Origin of the sequence: Methylobacterium sp. Leaf111, assembly GCF_001423285.1 — a bacterium.
GTDB lineage: Bacteria > Pseudomonadota > Alphaproteobacteria > Rhizobiales > Beijerinckiaceae > Methylobacterium.
Genome location: NZ_LMNE01000001.1, coordinates 259,428 through 273,416, shown reverse-complemented (window position 1 = coordinate 273,416; position 13,989 = coordinate 259,428). Strand labels below are relative to the sequence as shown.

Here is a 13,989-nt window from a genome sequence, read left to right as displayed (position 1 = left end):
GGCAGGTCTCGTGCGGCAGGTCTCGTGCGGCAGGTCTCGTGCGGCAGGTCTCGTGCGGCAGGTCTCGTGCGGCAGGTCTCGTGTGGAAGGTCTCGCCCGACAGATCTTGCGTGACAGAACTTGCGCGAAAACTCTGCCGCGCGGAGAAACTCCGTCTATGAAGGGGTGAATTTACCGCCGGGGACGGGTCGTGGTCAGCTTCGATGCCGAGTTTCGCCAGACGCTCGCGACCCTGTTCGCCTGGCGCCGCGACGTGCGCCGGTTCCGGACCGATCCGGTGGACGAGGCGCTGCTGCGCGGCTGCCTCGATCTCGCCTGCTTCAGTCCGTCCGTCGGCAACAGCCAGCCCTGGCGCTTCGTGCGGGTCGCGGAGCCGGCGCGCCGGGCCCGGGTGCTCGCCAGCTTCGAGCGCTGCAACGCCGCCGCCGCCGAGTCCTACGCGGCCGAGCAGCGGGAGGCCTATGTCCGCCTGAAGCTCGCCGGCCTGCGCGAGGCCCCGGTCCATCTCGCGGTGTTCTGCGACGAGGCCACCGCCACCGGGCACGGCCTTGGGCGCGCGACCATGCCGGAGATGCTGCGCTACTCCGTGGTTACAGCCGTCCAGACCTTCTGGCTCGCCGCCCGGGCCCATGGCCTCGGCGTGGGCTGGGTCTCTATCCTCGAGCCCGGCACGGTCTGCGAGATCCTGGAGGTGCCCTGCACCTGGAGCCTCGTCGCCTATCTGTGCGTCGGCTTTCCCGTGGAGGAACACGAGGACCCGGAACTCGTACGCCATGGCTGGCAGCAGCGCCTGGGCACCGGAATGCCCCTGATCGAGCGCTGACCCTCCGGGACCTGACAGAGTCAAGGAAGTCCGAAGGCGAAGCGCGAGCTTTGTTGGGATTTCGCGGGCCGTGCTTTACCGCGCTGCCGGAATCCTGCGTATTGTCCGCGCTCCTCTGCTTCGTTTTACCGGAACGAGAACCTGCCTGCGCGCTTGATGCTCGGGCAAACGGTCACGCTTTCGGAGAGACAGGTCATGGTTCGGCACGGCACGGTTCACCCTCGCGCAGGGGCTGCGGCGGTCCTTGGCGCTGCCCTCGGTGCAACGCTCCTGGGGGCACCCGCCCAGGCCCGGGAGGTCGTGGCCTTCCACGACGGCGTGATGCCGGGCTCGATCATCGTGCGCACCACCGAGCGCCGGCTCTACCTCGTCAACGGCGACGGTACGGCGATCCGCTACCCCGTCGCGGTCGGCAAGCCCGGCAAGCAGTGGAGCGGCGCCACCCAGATCGACGGCAAGTACGTGGAGCCGGCCTGGTCGCCGCCGCGGGAGGTCAAGCGCGACAACCCCCGTCTGCCCGCCGTCATCGCCGGCGGCTCGCCCTCCAACCCGATGGGCGTCGCGGCGATGACCCTGGCCGGCGGCGAGTACGCCATTCACGGCACCAACCGGCCGAGCTCGATCGGCACCTACGCGTCCTACGGCTGCATCCGGATGTACAACCAGGACATCGCCGACCTCTACGAACGCGTCTCGGTGGGCACGCAGGTCTACGTCACCCGCTAGCGTTCGTTGGGGATCGGGGGAAACCGGTTATCCCGAAAAGACAAACGGCAAGACAGGGCTCTCGGACCGGATACCCGCGCGACCTCGACACGACCGCGCGGGTCTTCCATGGGGTTGTTAGCGCGCCGGCGGCGCCGTCGCTTCGACGGCCGTGAAGGCCTCGAGGATACGGTAGGTATGCTCGGCGCCCTCCGGCACCAGCCAGGAATCGCCGGGCTCGAGCAGCACCGTCTCGCCCTCGACGATCAGCTCCGCCCGGCCGGCGATCACGTAGCCGACCGTCTCGTAGGGGCGCTTGGCCATGGGCTTGTCGGCGCTGGGCGCTTCGTCGCGCCACATCCGCATCGCGACCACCTGCCCGCGGGCCAGGGCGACCTCGCCGTGCGGACCCGCGCCCGCAGTCTTGCTCGAAACCTTGATCGCCATCGTCGTGCTCCTTGGCGTGTGTCCGTGGCCGGAACAACGGGAGGGGATCGCCGCCGTTCCGGCGACGAAACGCCCTCGGAGTTTGTCAGGGATCAGTGGAAACCAGTGATCCCGGAACGACGAACGACGAGAAGGGCCTCGCGGGTCCGTCAGGTTCGGGATGAACCCGACAGAGTCTAGAAGTCGACGGCGATACCCTTGATCTCCCAGTCGTCGTAGCGCACCGGCTCCAGGCCGCCCCGGCCCTGTCGCTCCCGCTTCGCCGCGATCGCGGCGGCATGGGCATCGATCGCCGCCCGCCGCTCCGCCGCCTCCGCCAGCGCCCGCGCCGCCTCCGGCGTCAGGGCCCGGCCCTCGGCCGGAGCCTCATCCGCAGCGTTTTCCGTCGGTTCCGGGCTGGTCATGGCTTGCATCTCGGTGTCACGGGTGGAAGGGCATCGCAGGGAGGCCCGCCGTGCGCGGGCTCATGCTTCAGGAAGTGGCACTCATGGCGACACGCCGCAACACGGATGCGCCGACGGCGCCGATCGATCGCGGCGTCGCCGGGCTGGCCGCCCGTCAGGTCGCGCACAGCGCGGTGGCCGACCTGATCGGCAAGACCCGCGGCTTCGCCCTCGAGGATGCCCTGGCGCAGGCCAGCCGGAACGCCGGCCTCGACGCCGCCGATGCGGGCCTCGCCCGCGCCATCGCCACCGCGACCTTCCGGCGCCTCGGCTTCCTCCGCCGGGTGCTCGCCGCCCGCATGTCGCAGGGGCTGCCCGAGGACCAGCCACGCCTCGTGGCGCTCCTGGCCACCGGCGCCGTCCAGATCCTCGATCTGAACGTCCCCGACCACGCCGCCGTCGACCTCGGCGTGCGCCTCGCCAAGGCCGATCCGCAGCTCCAGCACCTGTCCGGCCTCGTGAATGCGGTCCTGCGCCGGATCGTGCGCGAGCGGTCCGAGATCGTGGCCGATCCCGGCGATCCCCTGGCCGACAACACCCCCGACTGGCTCGCTCGCCGCTGGCGCGCCGCCTACGGCGAGGAGACGGCCCGCGCCATCGCGGCGGCGCATCTCCAGGGCGCGGCCCTCGACATCACGGTGCGGGGTTCGGCGGCCGAATGGGCGGAACGCCTCGGCGGCGTGGCCCTGCCGACCGGCAGCGTGCGCCTGCACGACATCCACGCCGCCGTCGCGGACCTGCCGGGCTATGCCGAGGGCCAGTGGTGGGTGCAGGACGCCGCCGCGGCCCTGCCGGCCCGGCTCCTCGCCGTCCGCCCCGGCGAGCGGGTCGCCGATCTCTGTGCCGCCCCCGGCGGCAAGACCGCACAGCTCGCCGCTGCGGGGGCGTCCGTGCTCGCCGTGGACCGGTCGAGCCCTCGTTTGGAGCGCCTGTCGCAGAATTTCGCCCGGCTCGGATTGGAGGCGGAGATCCGGGTCGGCGATGCCCTGGCGCTGACCGACGACGGGGCCTTCGATGCCGTCCTCCTGGATGCGCCCTGCTCGGCCACCGGTACCCTGCGGCGGCACCCCGATGTCGCCTGGACCAAGACCGAGAGCGACATCAGTCGCCTGATCGGCCTGCAGAAACGCCTGTTCGACAAGGCCGCCGCCCTGGTGCGCCCCGGCGGACGCCTCGTCTACTGCACCTGCTCCCTGGAGCGGGAGGAGGGGGAGTATCAGGTCGCGACCTTCCTGACCCGCAACCCGGATTTCGAGCGGGTCCCCGTCGAGGCCTCCGAACTCGGTGGCCTGTCGGAGCCGATCGATGCCGCCGGCGACCTGCGGACCCTGCCCGCCCACCTCCACGGCACCACACCGGATCGAAGCGGCGGTCTCGACGGCTTCTTCGCAAGCCGGCTGCGCCGAAAGGCCTGAGCGATGGGCTCGCTCCGGCTCGGCGGCGCCCGTCACGGAGCGGCACCGGTCCTGTTCCTGCTGGGATCGCTCGCCGTCGGGGCCATGCCCGCCCGGGCGCAGGTGGATCTCCGCATCCTGCCGCCGAAGCCGGCCTACGTGCGCAATCCCACCTGTGCGCCGGTGGCGACCAGCATCCCCTTCGCGGAGCACGAGGGGACACGCGACGTCGGACTGTCGCCATCGCCGCGTGAGATGCCGCTGAATCAGGGCGAGAGCGCGATCTGCTTCGCCTACGCCACCGCCGACATGATTTCGCATCGGCTGGGGCGCCAGATCGCCCCCCTCGATGTCGCCACGAAATACTACTTCGCCGATCCCGAGCGCCTGACGGCCATCCCGGCCCTGCGCCGGCACCTGAAGGCACACCCGAACTGGCGCGCCGACATCGCCTGGAGCCGCAACGCCGCCGAAATGTCGCCTGCCGGCAACCCGAAGCTGCTGCCCTACTTCGACAAGATCGAGGGCGGCGAGGAGGATACGGCCGCGCTCCTCTACAACATCGGCGGCCTCTGCGAGGATCGCGATCTGCCCTCCAACGACGGCTATCGCTACGCCGCGTCGACCCTGCGTCGCCTGCGCTATCGCAGCCGCTTGGCGCCCCGGCCGATGAGCTTCCGCAGCCTCGCCGGCACGGTCCCCCATCTTCGCCACCCTCAGACCGATACCTTCAATGCGGGCTGGATCGCGCATGTGGACGCACGCTGCCGACGGGTCGGCCTGCCCGTGCCTCTGCTTCCGGTGTCCTATCGGCTGGCAGCCAATCAGGCCGAGTTCGTGGAGATGCGGGATTCGGGGACGCCCCCGAGCCCGCGGGCGATCAGCCGGATCCTGGCGATGATCGATTACGCCCTGGACCACGGTCGCGTGCCCACCATCGGCTACAGCTGGTACCTGCTGGAGGATCGCGATCCCAAGGACCCGGATCTCCACGCGGATCACGCCAGTCCGGTCATCGGGCGGCGAAACGTCGGCGGTCGCTGCCAATATCGGGTGCAGGACAACACCGGCGAATACTGCGCCCGCATGCGACCCGCCATGCGCGAGGCCTGCGAGAACGGCCGCGTCTGGGTCGACGAGGAGGCCCTGCGCCGGACCCTCTACAGCGTCACATACCTGCGCTGAGCGATCATTCGCCGAGGTGGAAACAAACCCCCGCCGTGGCCGTTGCCTCGTTAACCATGAGGGAGCCGATCATGTCGTCACGCTGGATGACCCTGAAGGACATCGCCGAGTCCCGCAGCATCAGTCTCGATCAGGCGCGCATCTGGGTCGATGCCGCGCACTGCCCGCGGGTCTTCCGCGCCGACGCCACGCTCTACCTCGTCTAGGTCCAGCCGAGACGTCAGAGGCGCCGGTCGAGCCTCAGGATGCGGCAGGGCTCCCCGGCCCTGGCAGCCGGGGCATGGGGCGCGCGGATCAGCAGCGCTTCGGCCGCTCCCAGGACGAAGAGCATCGAGGAATCCTGGCGGTTCTCGGGGTAGACCACCGGGAGGCGGTCGGGCGCCGTCTCGATCCGCGACCGGAGATAATCCTGGCGCAGGTCATTCTCGGACAGGTCGCAGCCCAGGATCGCCGGCTCGGACAGGTCCGCCGACGCCCGCGGATCGCCCAGCAATGCGCGGATCGCCGGGACCACGAACAGCAATCCGCAGACCACCGAGGCCACGGGGTTGCCCGGAAGGCCGAGCACGGCCATCCGGCCGAGGCGCCCGTGCATCAGGGGCTTTCCGGGCCGGAGCGCAACCCGCCAGAACCCGAGTTCCAGGCCGCGGGTCCGCAGGGCCGATTGCACGAGGTCGTGGTCGCCCACCGAGGCGCCGCCGAGGGTAATCAGGAGGTCCGCGTCGGCCGCCACCGCGCGCAGGATCGCGTCGTCCAGGGCCGCGAGGGTGTCGCCGGCGATTCCGAGATCGATGGCCTCCGCGCCCGCCTCCCGAACCAGGGCCGCGACGGCCAGCCCGTTCGAGGCGACGATCTGGTCCCATCGCGCCGGTTGCCCGGGGGCCACCAACTCGTCCCCCGTGGCGAGGATGGCCACCCGTGGGCGCCGCCGGACGCAGAGTTGGCCGTGGCCTCCGGCGGCCGCGAGGGCGATGCGGCGCGGATCCAGCGCGTCTCCGGCGGCGAGCAGGCGATCGTCCACGCGGAAATCGAGGCCGCTCGGGCGGATGAAGCGGCCCGCGGGCACGGAGTCCCGCCCGGTCACGCCGTCGGATGTCGCCTCTGCGTTCTCCTGGATCAGGATCGCGTCGGCCCCCTCCGGCACCGGCGCACCGGTGAAGATCCGCACGGCCTCACCGGGTCCCACCACACCGGCGAAACCGTGCCCGGCGGCACTGGTCCCGATGAGCCGCAGGGTGGCGGGCGCGTCCGCGAGGTCGGCGCTGCGGACCGCGTAACCGTCCATGGCCGAGGCGGGGAAGGGCGGTTGCGTCCGGGTGGCCCGCACCTCCGCCGCCAGCGTACGCCCGGCGGCCTGCCCGATCGCGACGGTCTCCGTCTCGACCGGACCCGGAATGCCTTCGAGAACCCGCGACAGCGCCTCGGCGACCGGGATCATGCCCGCGGACCCCGTCCGTTTCGGAGGCCTGCCGCTCAAGCGCGATCCTCGGCGCGGTAGGCCCCGGAGCGACCGCCATCCTTGGCGAGCAGCCGGATGCCCTCGATCCGCATGCCGCGATCGGCCGCCTTCACCATGTCGTAGATGGTCAGACAGGCCACCGAGACCGCGGTCAGCGCCTCCATCTCGACGCCGGTCGGCCCCAGCACCTTCACCTCCGCCGTCACCCGAAGGCCCGGAAGGCCGTCGTCGGGCTCGCAATCGACGCGCACCTTCGAGAGCAGGAGGGGATGGCAGAGGGGGATGAGCTCGTGGGTGCGCTTCGCGGCCATGATGCCGGCGAGCCGCGCCGTGCCGATGACGTCGCCCTTCTTGGCGTCGCCCTCGCGGATCAGCCGCAGGGTTTCGGGCAGCATGACCACGAGCCCGGTCGCGCGGGCGGTGCGGGTGGTCGCGTCCTTCTCGGACACGTCGACCATGTTGGCCGCGCCGGACGCGTCGAGGTGAGTGAGTTCGGCCATCGTCGCGTCCTCAGGCCTGGGCGTCGCCGAACAGCAGGCGCCGGGTGGCCGCCGTCACGTCGGCCTCGCGCATCAGGCTCTCGCCGACCAGGATGGTGTCGAGGCCGGCCGCCGCGAGCCGGACCACGTCGGCATGGCCCGCGATGCCGCTCTCGGCCACGGCGATCCGGTCGGACGGCACGCCAGCGGCGAGGCGGATCGCGGTCTCGAAAGAGACCTCGAAGGTCTTCAGGTTGCGGTTGTTGATGCCCACCAGCCGGGTGCCGAGGGGCAGGGCCCGCGCCAACTCCTCGGTGTCGTGGACCTCGACTAGCACGTCCATGCCGAGGTCGTGCGCGGTCTCCACCAGGGCGGCGGCCTCGTCGTCCTCGAGGCAGGCCATGATGACCAGGATGCAGTCGGCGCCCCAGGCCCGCGCCTCGAACACCTGGTAGGGCTCGAACAGGAAGTCCTTGCGCAGGACCGGAAGGGAGCAGGCGGCGCGCGCCTCGGTGAGGTATTCGGGCCTGCCCTGGAACGAGGGCGTGTCGGTGAGCACCGAGAGGCAGGTGGCGCCGCCGGCCTCGTAGGCGGCGGCGAGGACGGCCGGGTCGAAGTCCGCGCGGATCAGGCCCTTGGAGGGCGAGGCCTTCTTCACCTCGGCGATCAGGGCCGGGCGCTTCTGCGCGATATGCGCCGCGATGGCCTCGGCGAAGCCCCGCGGCGGCGTGACGTCGGCGATGCGCTTCTCGAGCTTGGTCTGCGGCACCCGCAGCTTCGCCTCGGCGATCTCACGCCGCTTGTAGGTCTCGATGCGGGCCAGCACGTCCTTGCGCTCGGCGGACGCGGTCTCGGGGACGGACCCGGATTTGGGCTCGGACATGACGGGCTTTCAGGCGTTCGAGCGACGGTTCGAGAGACGGACCAGCGTCCGGAGTGTGGCACGCGCGGCGCCGCTGTCGAGGGCCTGGCCGGCCCGGACGACACCCTCCGCCAGGGTGCCGGCGGCCTCCGCCACCACCAGGGCGGCCCCCGCGTTGAGGACGGCGATATCGCGATAGGCGTTGCGCGCCCCATCCAGCACCCCGGCCAGGGCGGCGGCGTTGTGCTCCGGGTCGCCACCCCGCAGGGCTTCCAGCCCATGGAGCGGCAGGCCGACCTCGCGCGGATCGATGGTGAAGCGCGAGATCCGGCCGTCCGTCAGCGCCACCACGGCGGTGGGGCCGGTCACGGTGATCTCGTCGAGGCCGTCGCTGCCGTGCACGGTCCAGACCCGGTCGCTGCCGAGTTCCGCCAGGACGCCGGTCAGCGGCTCGGCCCAGGCCGGCGACGAGACGCCGAAGAGCTGGCGCCGCACGCCGGCCGGGTTCGCCAGCGGGCCCAGCATGTTGAAGATCGTCCGCATCGGCAGTTCGGCCCGCACCGGGGCCACGTGGCGCATGGCGGCGTGGTGGGTCTGGGCGAACATGAAGCACAGGCCCGCCTCGGCGAGGCACAGGCTCAACTCGTCGGGCGCGAGGCCGATGCGCACGCCGAGGGCCGTGAGCACGTCGGCGGCGCCGGAGCGCGAGGTGGCGGCCCGGTTGCCGTGCTTGGCCACCGGCACGCCGCAGGCGGCAGTGATGATCGCCGCCAGGGTCGAAACGTTGTAGCTGCCCGAATGGTCGCCGCCGGTGCCGACCACGTCGACGGCGCCCGCGACGCCGGGCACCGGCAGCATCCGTGCCCGCATGGCCTCGACGGCACCGACGATCTCGTCCGGGGCCTCGCCGCGGACCTTCAGCGCCGTCAGGAAGGCGCTGGCCTGAACCGGCGTGACCTCGCCCGAGAGCAGATCGTCGAAGGCCTGCCGCGCCTCGGCACGGTCCAGGCCCGCGCCGGTGGCGACCTTGGCGAGGAGGGGCTTGAAGGATTCCATGTGGCTCGGGCGTGACGGTCCGGCACGGAGAACCGGATTGATTCCAGACAGGCGACGTAACCCGTCAATGCACGCCGTCGCGGCCCTTGTCACGCGCCGCATTCCACGTGGCCGCGATGTCCAGGAAATTCCGCAGGATCTGCGATCCGTGATGCGACAGGATGCTTTCGGGGTGGAACTGCACGCCGTGGACGGGCCGATGGGCATGCTGAAGGCCCATGATCAGGCCGTCGGCCTCGGCCGTGACGGTGAGATCGGTCGGGCAGCCGCCGCGCTCCACCACCAGGGAATGGTAGCGGGTGGCGTCGAACGGCCCGTTCAGCCCCCGGAAGATGCCCGAGGCCCGATGCTGGATGCTGGAGACCTTGCCGTGCATCGGCGTCGGGGCCCGGACCACGTCGCCGCCGAAGGCCTGCCCGATGGCCTGGAGCCCGAGGCAGACGCCGAAGATCGGGATCTCGGTCGAGAGGTCCTTCACCACGTCGAGGCAGATGCCGGCCTCGTTCGGCGAACAGGGTCCCGGCGACAGCACCACGGCGTCGGGCCGGCGCGCGCGGATCTCCTGCGTGGTGATGGCGTCGTTGCGCACCACGTCGATCGACCCGCAGAGGGGGCCGATCAGGTGGACGAGATTCCAGGTGAAGGAATCGTAATTGTCGATGACGAGGACGTCGGACATCGGAGCTTCGCGCGCAGGCATGACGGCGGTGTGGCGCGAGTCCGGCGACCCGTCAACCGGGCGCTACTGTCCCCGCCGGGCCCGGCTCGCGAACACCACCGCATCCTCGGCCGCGCGGAACAGGGCCTTGGCCTTGTTGACGCATTCCTGCTGTTCGGAGGCCGGATCGGAATCGTAGACGATGCCGGCACCGGCCTGGACGTGCATGCGGCCGTCCTTCACCAGGGCGGTGCGCAGCACGATGCAGGTGTCCATCTCGCCGCGCGCGCCGAAATAGCCGATGCAGCCGCCGTAGGGGCCGCGCTTCTCGCGCTCGAGTTCGTCGATGATCTCCATGGCCCGCACCTTCGGGGCACCGGAGACGGTTCCGGCCGGGAAGCCAGCGGCGAGGGCCGCGAGGGCATCGTGCTTGGGGTCGAGGTCGCCCTCGACGTTCGAGACGATGTGCATGACCTGGCTGTAGAACTCGAGGAAGAACGAACCCGTGACCGTGACGCTGCCGATGCGCGCGACGCGGCCGACATCGTTGCGGCCGAGGTCGAGCAGCATGAGGTGCTCGGAGCGCTCCTTGGGATCGGCCAGCAGTTCCTCGGCCAGCGCCTTGTCCTCGGCCGGCGTCGCGCCGCGCCGGCGCGTCCCGGCGATCGGCCGGATGGTGACGCGCCCGTCACGGACCCGCACCAGGATCTCGGGCGACGAGCAGACGAGCTGGAAATCCTCGAAGTCGAGGTAGCACAGGAACGGGGCCGGGTTGGTCCGGCGCAGCGAGCGGTAGAGGGCCAGGGCCGGCAGGGTGAAGGGCGCCTCGAAGCGCTGCGAGAGCACGACCTGGAAGACGTCGCCGGCGACGATGTACTCCTTGGCCCGGGCGACCATTCCCAGGTACGCTTCGGGCGTCGTGTTCGAGACCGGCTCGGGATGCGCGATCGCGCGCGGGTCGATACGGGCCTCGACGGGGAGGGGGCCTTCGAGGATCTCGGCCACCCGCTCCAGCCGACCCAACGTCCCCTCGTAGGCGGCGCGTGCGCCGATTCCGGCGATCGGGCGCACCGGGCCGACCACGGTGATCAGGTCGCGCACCGAGTCGAAGACCACCATCACGCGCGGTCGCACGAGGATCGCGTCCGGCACGCCGAGCGGATCGGGGTTCGGGCGTCCGAGGGCTTCCATGGCCCGGACCATGTCGTAGCCGAGATAGCCGAACAGGCCCGCCGCCATCGGCGGCAGCACATCCGTGTCGCCCTCCGCGCCGATCGCGCTCTCGGCGATCAGGGCCCGCAGGCTCGCCAGGGGCGCAGCCGCCTCGGGCGTGAACACCGACAGGTCGGGACCGCGCGCGATCTCCGCCCGGCCGTCGCGGCAGCGCCAGGCCAGGTCGGGGTCGAGCCCGATCATCGAGTAGCGTCCGCGCACGACGCCCCCCTCGACGGATTCGAGCAGGAAGGCGGTGCCGGGGTGCTCGGCCCGCAGCTTCAGGAAGGCGGCGACGGGCGTCTCGAGATCCGCCACCAGGGTGAGGTTGAGGAGGGCGGGACGGCCCGCCTCGTAGGCGTCGACGAAGGCCGTGAAGGCGGGGTCCTCGGACATCGTCGGCTCAGTACTCGCCGCCGCCGATCGCCCGGCGGAAGGCCGCCTGGTTGATGGTCACGCCCACCGAGGTCTGCACGTCGCCGATGTACTGACCCAGGACATCGTCGGCGATGGTGGGCTGGAAACGCTTGCCGATCGCCTCGTCCTCCGGCGAGCCGGGAACGAAGGCCGGCATCGTCGCGGCCGTGACCTTGAACAGGGCGCGGCTCTCGCCGGCCTCTGCGGAAGCCGACTTGTCGACGGCCGTCGCGAAGACGCGGTTGACAACCTCGGCCGTCAGATCGCCCTGGGCCTGGTTGCGGGCCAGGTCGGTCAGGCTCTGGACGGTCAGGCCCGCTTCCGCGGCGACGGCCTCGACGGTCTCGCCCTGGTCGAGGCGCGCCGACAGCGCCTTGGCCTTCGCCAGCAGCCGGCTCTGGACTTCGGCGGCGCGCCAGCGGGCGACGACCTCGTCGCGCACCTCATCCAGCGGCTTGTCGTGGGCGCGGTCGACCCCGGTCACGTCGTACCAGATGTATCCCCCGGTCTTGGTGCGCAGGGGCTCGTTGTCGCCACCCATCTCGGCCCGGAACAGGGCGGTCAGGGTGGTGTCGCGATCCGGGATGCCCTCGACGGTCCTGCCGGCGGGATCGAGGCCCTGCGCGGTGACGGCCGGAATGGTCTGGAGCGGCAGGTCGCGCTCCTTGGCGATGTCGGCCAGGGGCTTCGAATTGGCACGCTGGTCCTCGATCGCGTCGTGGGCCGCGTCGATGCCGCTGTTGGCGCGCTCCAGGGCGATGGTCTTGGCGATGTCCGCGGAGACCTCGGCCAGCGGTTTCACCGTTCCCGGCTCGATGGCGGTGACGCGCAGGAGGACGGTGCCGAAGCGGCCCTTCACCGGTGCGCTGACCGTGTTCGGGGGCAGGGCGAAGGCGGCGTCCGCCACGGCGGGATCGAACAGCTCCGCCTTCGAGAGCGTCCCGAGGGAGAGGTTCTTGGCATCGGCGCCGGTCTCGGCGGCGGCCGCCTCGAACGGCTTGTCGCCCGCTTCGATTGCCGTCCGGGCCGCCTCGGCGGCAGCCTGATCGGGATACACGATCTGCTGGATCGTGCGACGCTCCGGCGTCCCGTACCGCGCCTTCTCGGAATCGTAGCGCTTGGCGATGTCCTCGGCGGTCACGGCCTCGGGCTTGGCCATCGCCTGCGGGTCGAGGACCAGCAGGGTGACGGCGCGGGCTTCCGGCGCGCGGAAGGCGAACTTGTTGTCCTCATAATACGCCTTGACCGCATCCTCGGAGGGCGCCGGGATCTCGCCGGCCACGGAGGGCGGCAGCATCATCAGGGCGACCGAACGGCGCTCGGTGGTGTAGCGGTGCACCGCCTCGCGCAGGGCCTCGGGGACATGCAGGTCGGCCGCGACCGCCTCGGCGAGCTGCAGGCGGGCGGCGACCGAGCGCTGCTCGCGCACGAAAGTGGCCTCGTTGATGCCGGCGCGCTGAAGCGTCTGGTAGAAGAGGGCGGGATCGAACTTGCCGTCGGCGCCCTGGAAGCTCTTCTCCTCCTGGATCGCGCGCAGCACGGCCGCATCGGGGATGCTCAGGCCGAGGGCGGCGGTCTGCTGGTCGAGGGAGGCTTCGCTGACGAGCTGCGCGAGCACCTGGCGGTCGATGCCGAGGGCCCGGGCCTGATCGGGCGTCAGGGTGCGGCGGGTCTGGCTCTGGTAGCGCTGGAGCTGATTCTGATAGGCGCTGCGCACCGTTTCGGCGGAGATCTGCGCCCGGCCCACGGTGGCCACGCTGGTGGACGAGCCCGCGCGGAAGAATTCCTCGACGCCGAAGATCGCCACGCCGGCGATCAGGAAGGTGAAGACCACCGTGAGGATGATCTTGCCGAGCCAGTGCTGGCTGGCCTTGCGCATGTTCTGCAGCATCGAACGTCCGGGCACCCGTCGCGTGGGCGCCGGAAGCGCCCGTCATTCCTGGGAAGGTCGCCCGCGATAGACCATCCGTGCTGTCACCGCAAAGGGCGTTCGCGGTTTGCGCCCATCCTGAGGCTCTGTTAGGGCCGGCGCGACCGCGAAGCGAAGCCTTAGCAGCGAGGGACGGGATGACGAAGTCGGGGCGACGGCCGCTGGTTGCCGGCAACTGGAAGATGAACGGCCTGCGCAGCTCGGTCGCCGTCGTGGAAGCCGTCCGCAACGGCCTGACCGCCGCCCTGCTCGACACGGTCGACGTGCTCATCTGCCCGCCCTCCACGCTGATCGCCTCCTGCGTGGCGGCCACCTACGGCTCGCCGATCGCCATCGGCGGCCAGAACCTCCACGCCAAGCCGAACGGCGCCTTCACCGGCAGCATCTCGGCGGAGATGCTGGCCGATCTCGGAGCCTCCTACGTCATCGTCGGCCATTCCGAGCGCCGGGCCTACCACCACGAGACCGACGATGGCGTGCACGCCAAGGCGCTGGCCGCCCGCCGCGCGGGCCTCTGCGGCATCATCTGCGTCGGCGAGACGAAGGAGGAGCGCGAGGAGGGCCGGACCCTCGACATCGTGCGCGCGCAGCTCGCGATCGGCGTGCCGAAGGGAGCCACCGCCAAGGACACGGTCATCGCCTACGAGCCGGTCTGGGCGATCGGCACCGGCCTGACGCCGACCCCGGCCGACATCGCCGAGGTCCATGCCTCGCTGCGCGAGATGCTCGGCCAACTCATCGGCGCCGAGGCCCAGGCGGTGCGCATCCTCTATGGCGGCTCGGTCAAGCCGAGCAACGCCCGCGAACTGATGGCGGTGGACAACGTCGACGGCGCGCTGGTCGGCGGCGCCAGCCTGGTCGCCGACGACTTCCTCGGCATCGCCCGCGCCTACCTGCGCTAGGGATCGAGCCGAAAAAT

Annotated in this window: 15 protein-coding genes; 6 read left to right on the top strand and 9 right to left on the bottom strand. The window is 71.1% G+C overall.

Going from position 1 to position 13,989, the window contains the following annotated elements; genetic code table 11:
• Nucleotides 1-190: 190 nt before the first annotated feature.
• A complete protein-coding gene (gene bluB, locus ASF41_RS01120; RefSeq protein WP_244479513.1) occupies nucleotides 191-823 on the top strand; it encodes a 5,6-dimethylbenzimidazole synthase in 633 nt (210 codons plus the stop codon).
• 195 nt (nucleotides 824-1,018) lie between these two features.
• Entirely contained in the window at nucleotides 1,019-1,549 is a 531-nt protein-coding gene (locus ASF41_RS01115) for a L,D-transpeptidase (RefSeq protein ID WP_056382547.1), read from the top strand.
• A gap of 117 nt (nucleotides 1,550-1,666) precedes the next feature.
• On the opposite strand, the gene ASF41_RS01110 is transcribed toward ASF41_RS01115, so the two are convergent.
• Nucleotides 1,667-1,975 (bottom strand): cupin domain-containing protein, encoded by a 309-nt coding sequence (locus ASF41_RS01110; RefSeq protein WP_056216795.1) that lies wholly within the window; start codon nucleotides 1,973-1,975, stop codon nucleotides 1,667-1,669.
• 176 nt (nucleotides 1,976-2,151) lie between these two features.
• Entirely contained in the window at nucleotides 2,152-2,379 is a 228-nt protein-coding gene (locus tag ASF41_RS01105) for a DUF1674 domain-containing protein (RefSeq protein ID WP_056216798.1), read from the bottom strand.
• An 83-nt stretch (nucleotides 2,380-2,462) separates the two neighbouring features.
• Here ASF41_RS01105 and ASF41_RS01100 point away from each other — a divergent pair, with 83 nt between their 5' ends.
• The 3 genes from ASF41_RS01100 to ASF41_RS26380 all read left to right on the top strand — a co-directional run bounded on the left by ASF41_RS01100 (nucleotide 2,463) and on the right by ASF41_RS26380 (nucleotide 5,203).
• Nucleotides 2,463-3,833 carry an RsmB/NOP family class I SAM-dependent RNA methyltransferase gene (locus ASF41_RS01100; protein WP_056490143.1) on the top strand — a complete coding sequence of 457 codons (1,371 nt, stop codon included), beginning with the start codon at nucleotides 2,463-2,465 and terminating at the stop codon, nucleotides 3,831-3,833.
• Between the two features lie 3 nt (nucleotides 3,834-3,836).
• Complete coding sequence (locus tag ASF41_RS01095; RefSeq protein ID WP_348271617.1) at nucleotides 3,837-4,997, top strand: hypothetical protein; 1,161 nt, start codon at nucleotides 3,837-3,839, stop codon at nucleotides 4,995-4,997.
• Between the two features lie 71 nt (nucleotides 4,998-5,068).
• Nucleotides 5,069-5,203 carry a hypothetical protein gene (locus ASF41_RS26380; RefSeq protein ID WP_280138118.1) on the top strand — a complete coding sequence of 45 codons (135 nt, stop codon included), beginning with the start codon at nucleotides 5,069-5,071 and terminating at the stop codon, nucleotides 5,201-5,203.
• A gap of 14 nt (nucleotides 5,204-5,217) precedes the next feature.
• On the opposite strand, the gene glp is transcribed toward ASF41_RS26380, so the two are convergent.
• The 7 genes from glp to ASF41_RS01060 all read right to left on the bottom strand — a co-directional run bounded on the left by glp (nucleotide 5,218) and on the right by ASF41_RS01060 (nucleotide 13,031).
• Nucleotides 5,218-6,435 (bottom strand): gephyrin-like molybdotransferase Glp, encoded by a 1,218-nt coding sequence (glp, locus tag ASF41_RS01090; protein WP_056490141.1) that lies wholly within the window; start codon nucleotides 6,433-6,435, stop codon nucleotides 5,218-5,220.
• A gap of 35 nt (nucleotides 6,436-6,470) precedes the next feature.
• Nucleotides 6,471-6,956, bottom strand: coding sequence for a cyclic pyranopterin monophosphate synthase MoaC (gene moaC, locus ASF41_RS01085; RefSeq protein ID WP_056216808.1), 486 nt, complete (start codon nucleotides 6,954-6,956; stop codon nucleotides 6,471-6,473).
• 10 nt (nucleotides 6,957-6,966) lie between these two features.
• Nucleotides 6,967-7,818: an indole-3-glycerol phosphate synthase TrpC gene (trpC, locus tag ASF41_RS01080; RefSeq protein ID WP_056490138.1), complete on the bottom strand. Its 852-nt coding sequence runs from the start codon at nucleotides 7,816-7,818 to the stop codon at nucleotides 6,967-6,969.
• 9 nt (nucleotides 7,819-7,827) lie between these two features.
• Complete coding sequence (trpD, locus tag ASF41_RS01075; protein WP_056350526.1) at nucleotides 7,828-8,853, bottom strand: anthranilate phosphoribosyltransferase; 1,026 nt, start codon at nucleotides 8,851-8,853, stop codon at nucleotides 7,828-7,830.
• A 64-nt stretch (nucleotides 8,854-8,917) separates the two neighbouring features.
• The gene (locus ASF41_RS01070; RefSeq protein ID WP_056216817.1) at nucleotides 8,918-9,532 is read right to left on the bottom strand and encodes an aminodeoxychorismate/anthranilate synthase component II; all 615 of its coding nucleotides are present in this window, start codon (nucleotides 9,530-9,532) and stop codon (nucleotides 8,918-8,920) included.
• A 63-nt stretch (nucleotides 9,533-9,595) separates the two neighbouring features.
• A complete protein-coding gene (trpE, locus tag ASF41_RS01065; RefSeq protein WP_056490135.1) occupies nucleotides 9,596-11,119 on the bottom strand; it encodes an anthranilate synthase component I in 1,524 nt (507 codons plus the stop codon).
• A 7-nt stretch (nucleotides 11,120-11,126) separates the two neighbouring features.
• Nucleotides 11,127-13,031, bottom strand: coding sequence for a peptidylprolyl isomerase (locus ASF41_RS01060; protein WP_056382535.1), 1,905 nt, complete (start codon nucleotides 13,029-13,031; stop codon nucleotides 11,127-11,129).
• Nucleotides 13,032-13,207: 176 nt separating this feature from the next.
• Between ASF41_RS01060 and tpiA the strand changes: the two genes are divergently transcribed.
• On the top strand, nucleotides 13,208-13,972 hold the full coding sequence (gene tpiA / locus ASF41_RS01055) for a triose-phosphate isomerase (RefSeq protein WP_056490133.1): 765 nt from the start codon (nucleotides 13,208-13,210) through the stop codon (nucleotides 13,970-13,972).
• Nucleotides 13,973-13,989: the final 17 nt, after the last annotated feature.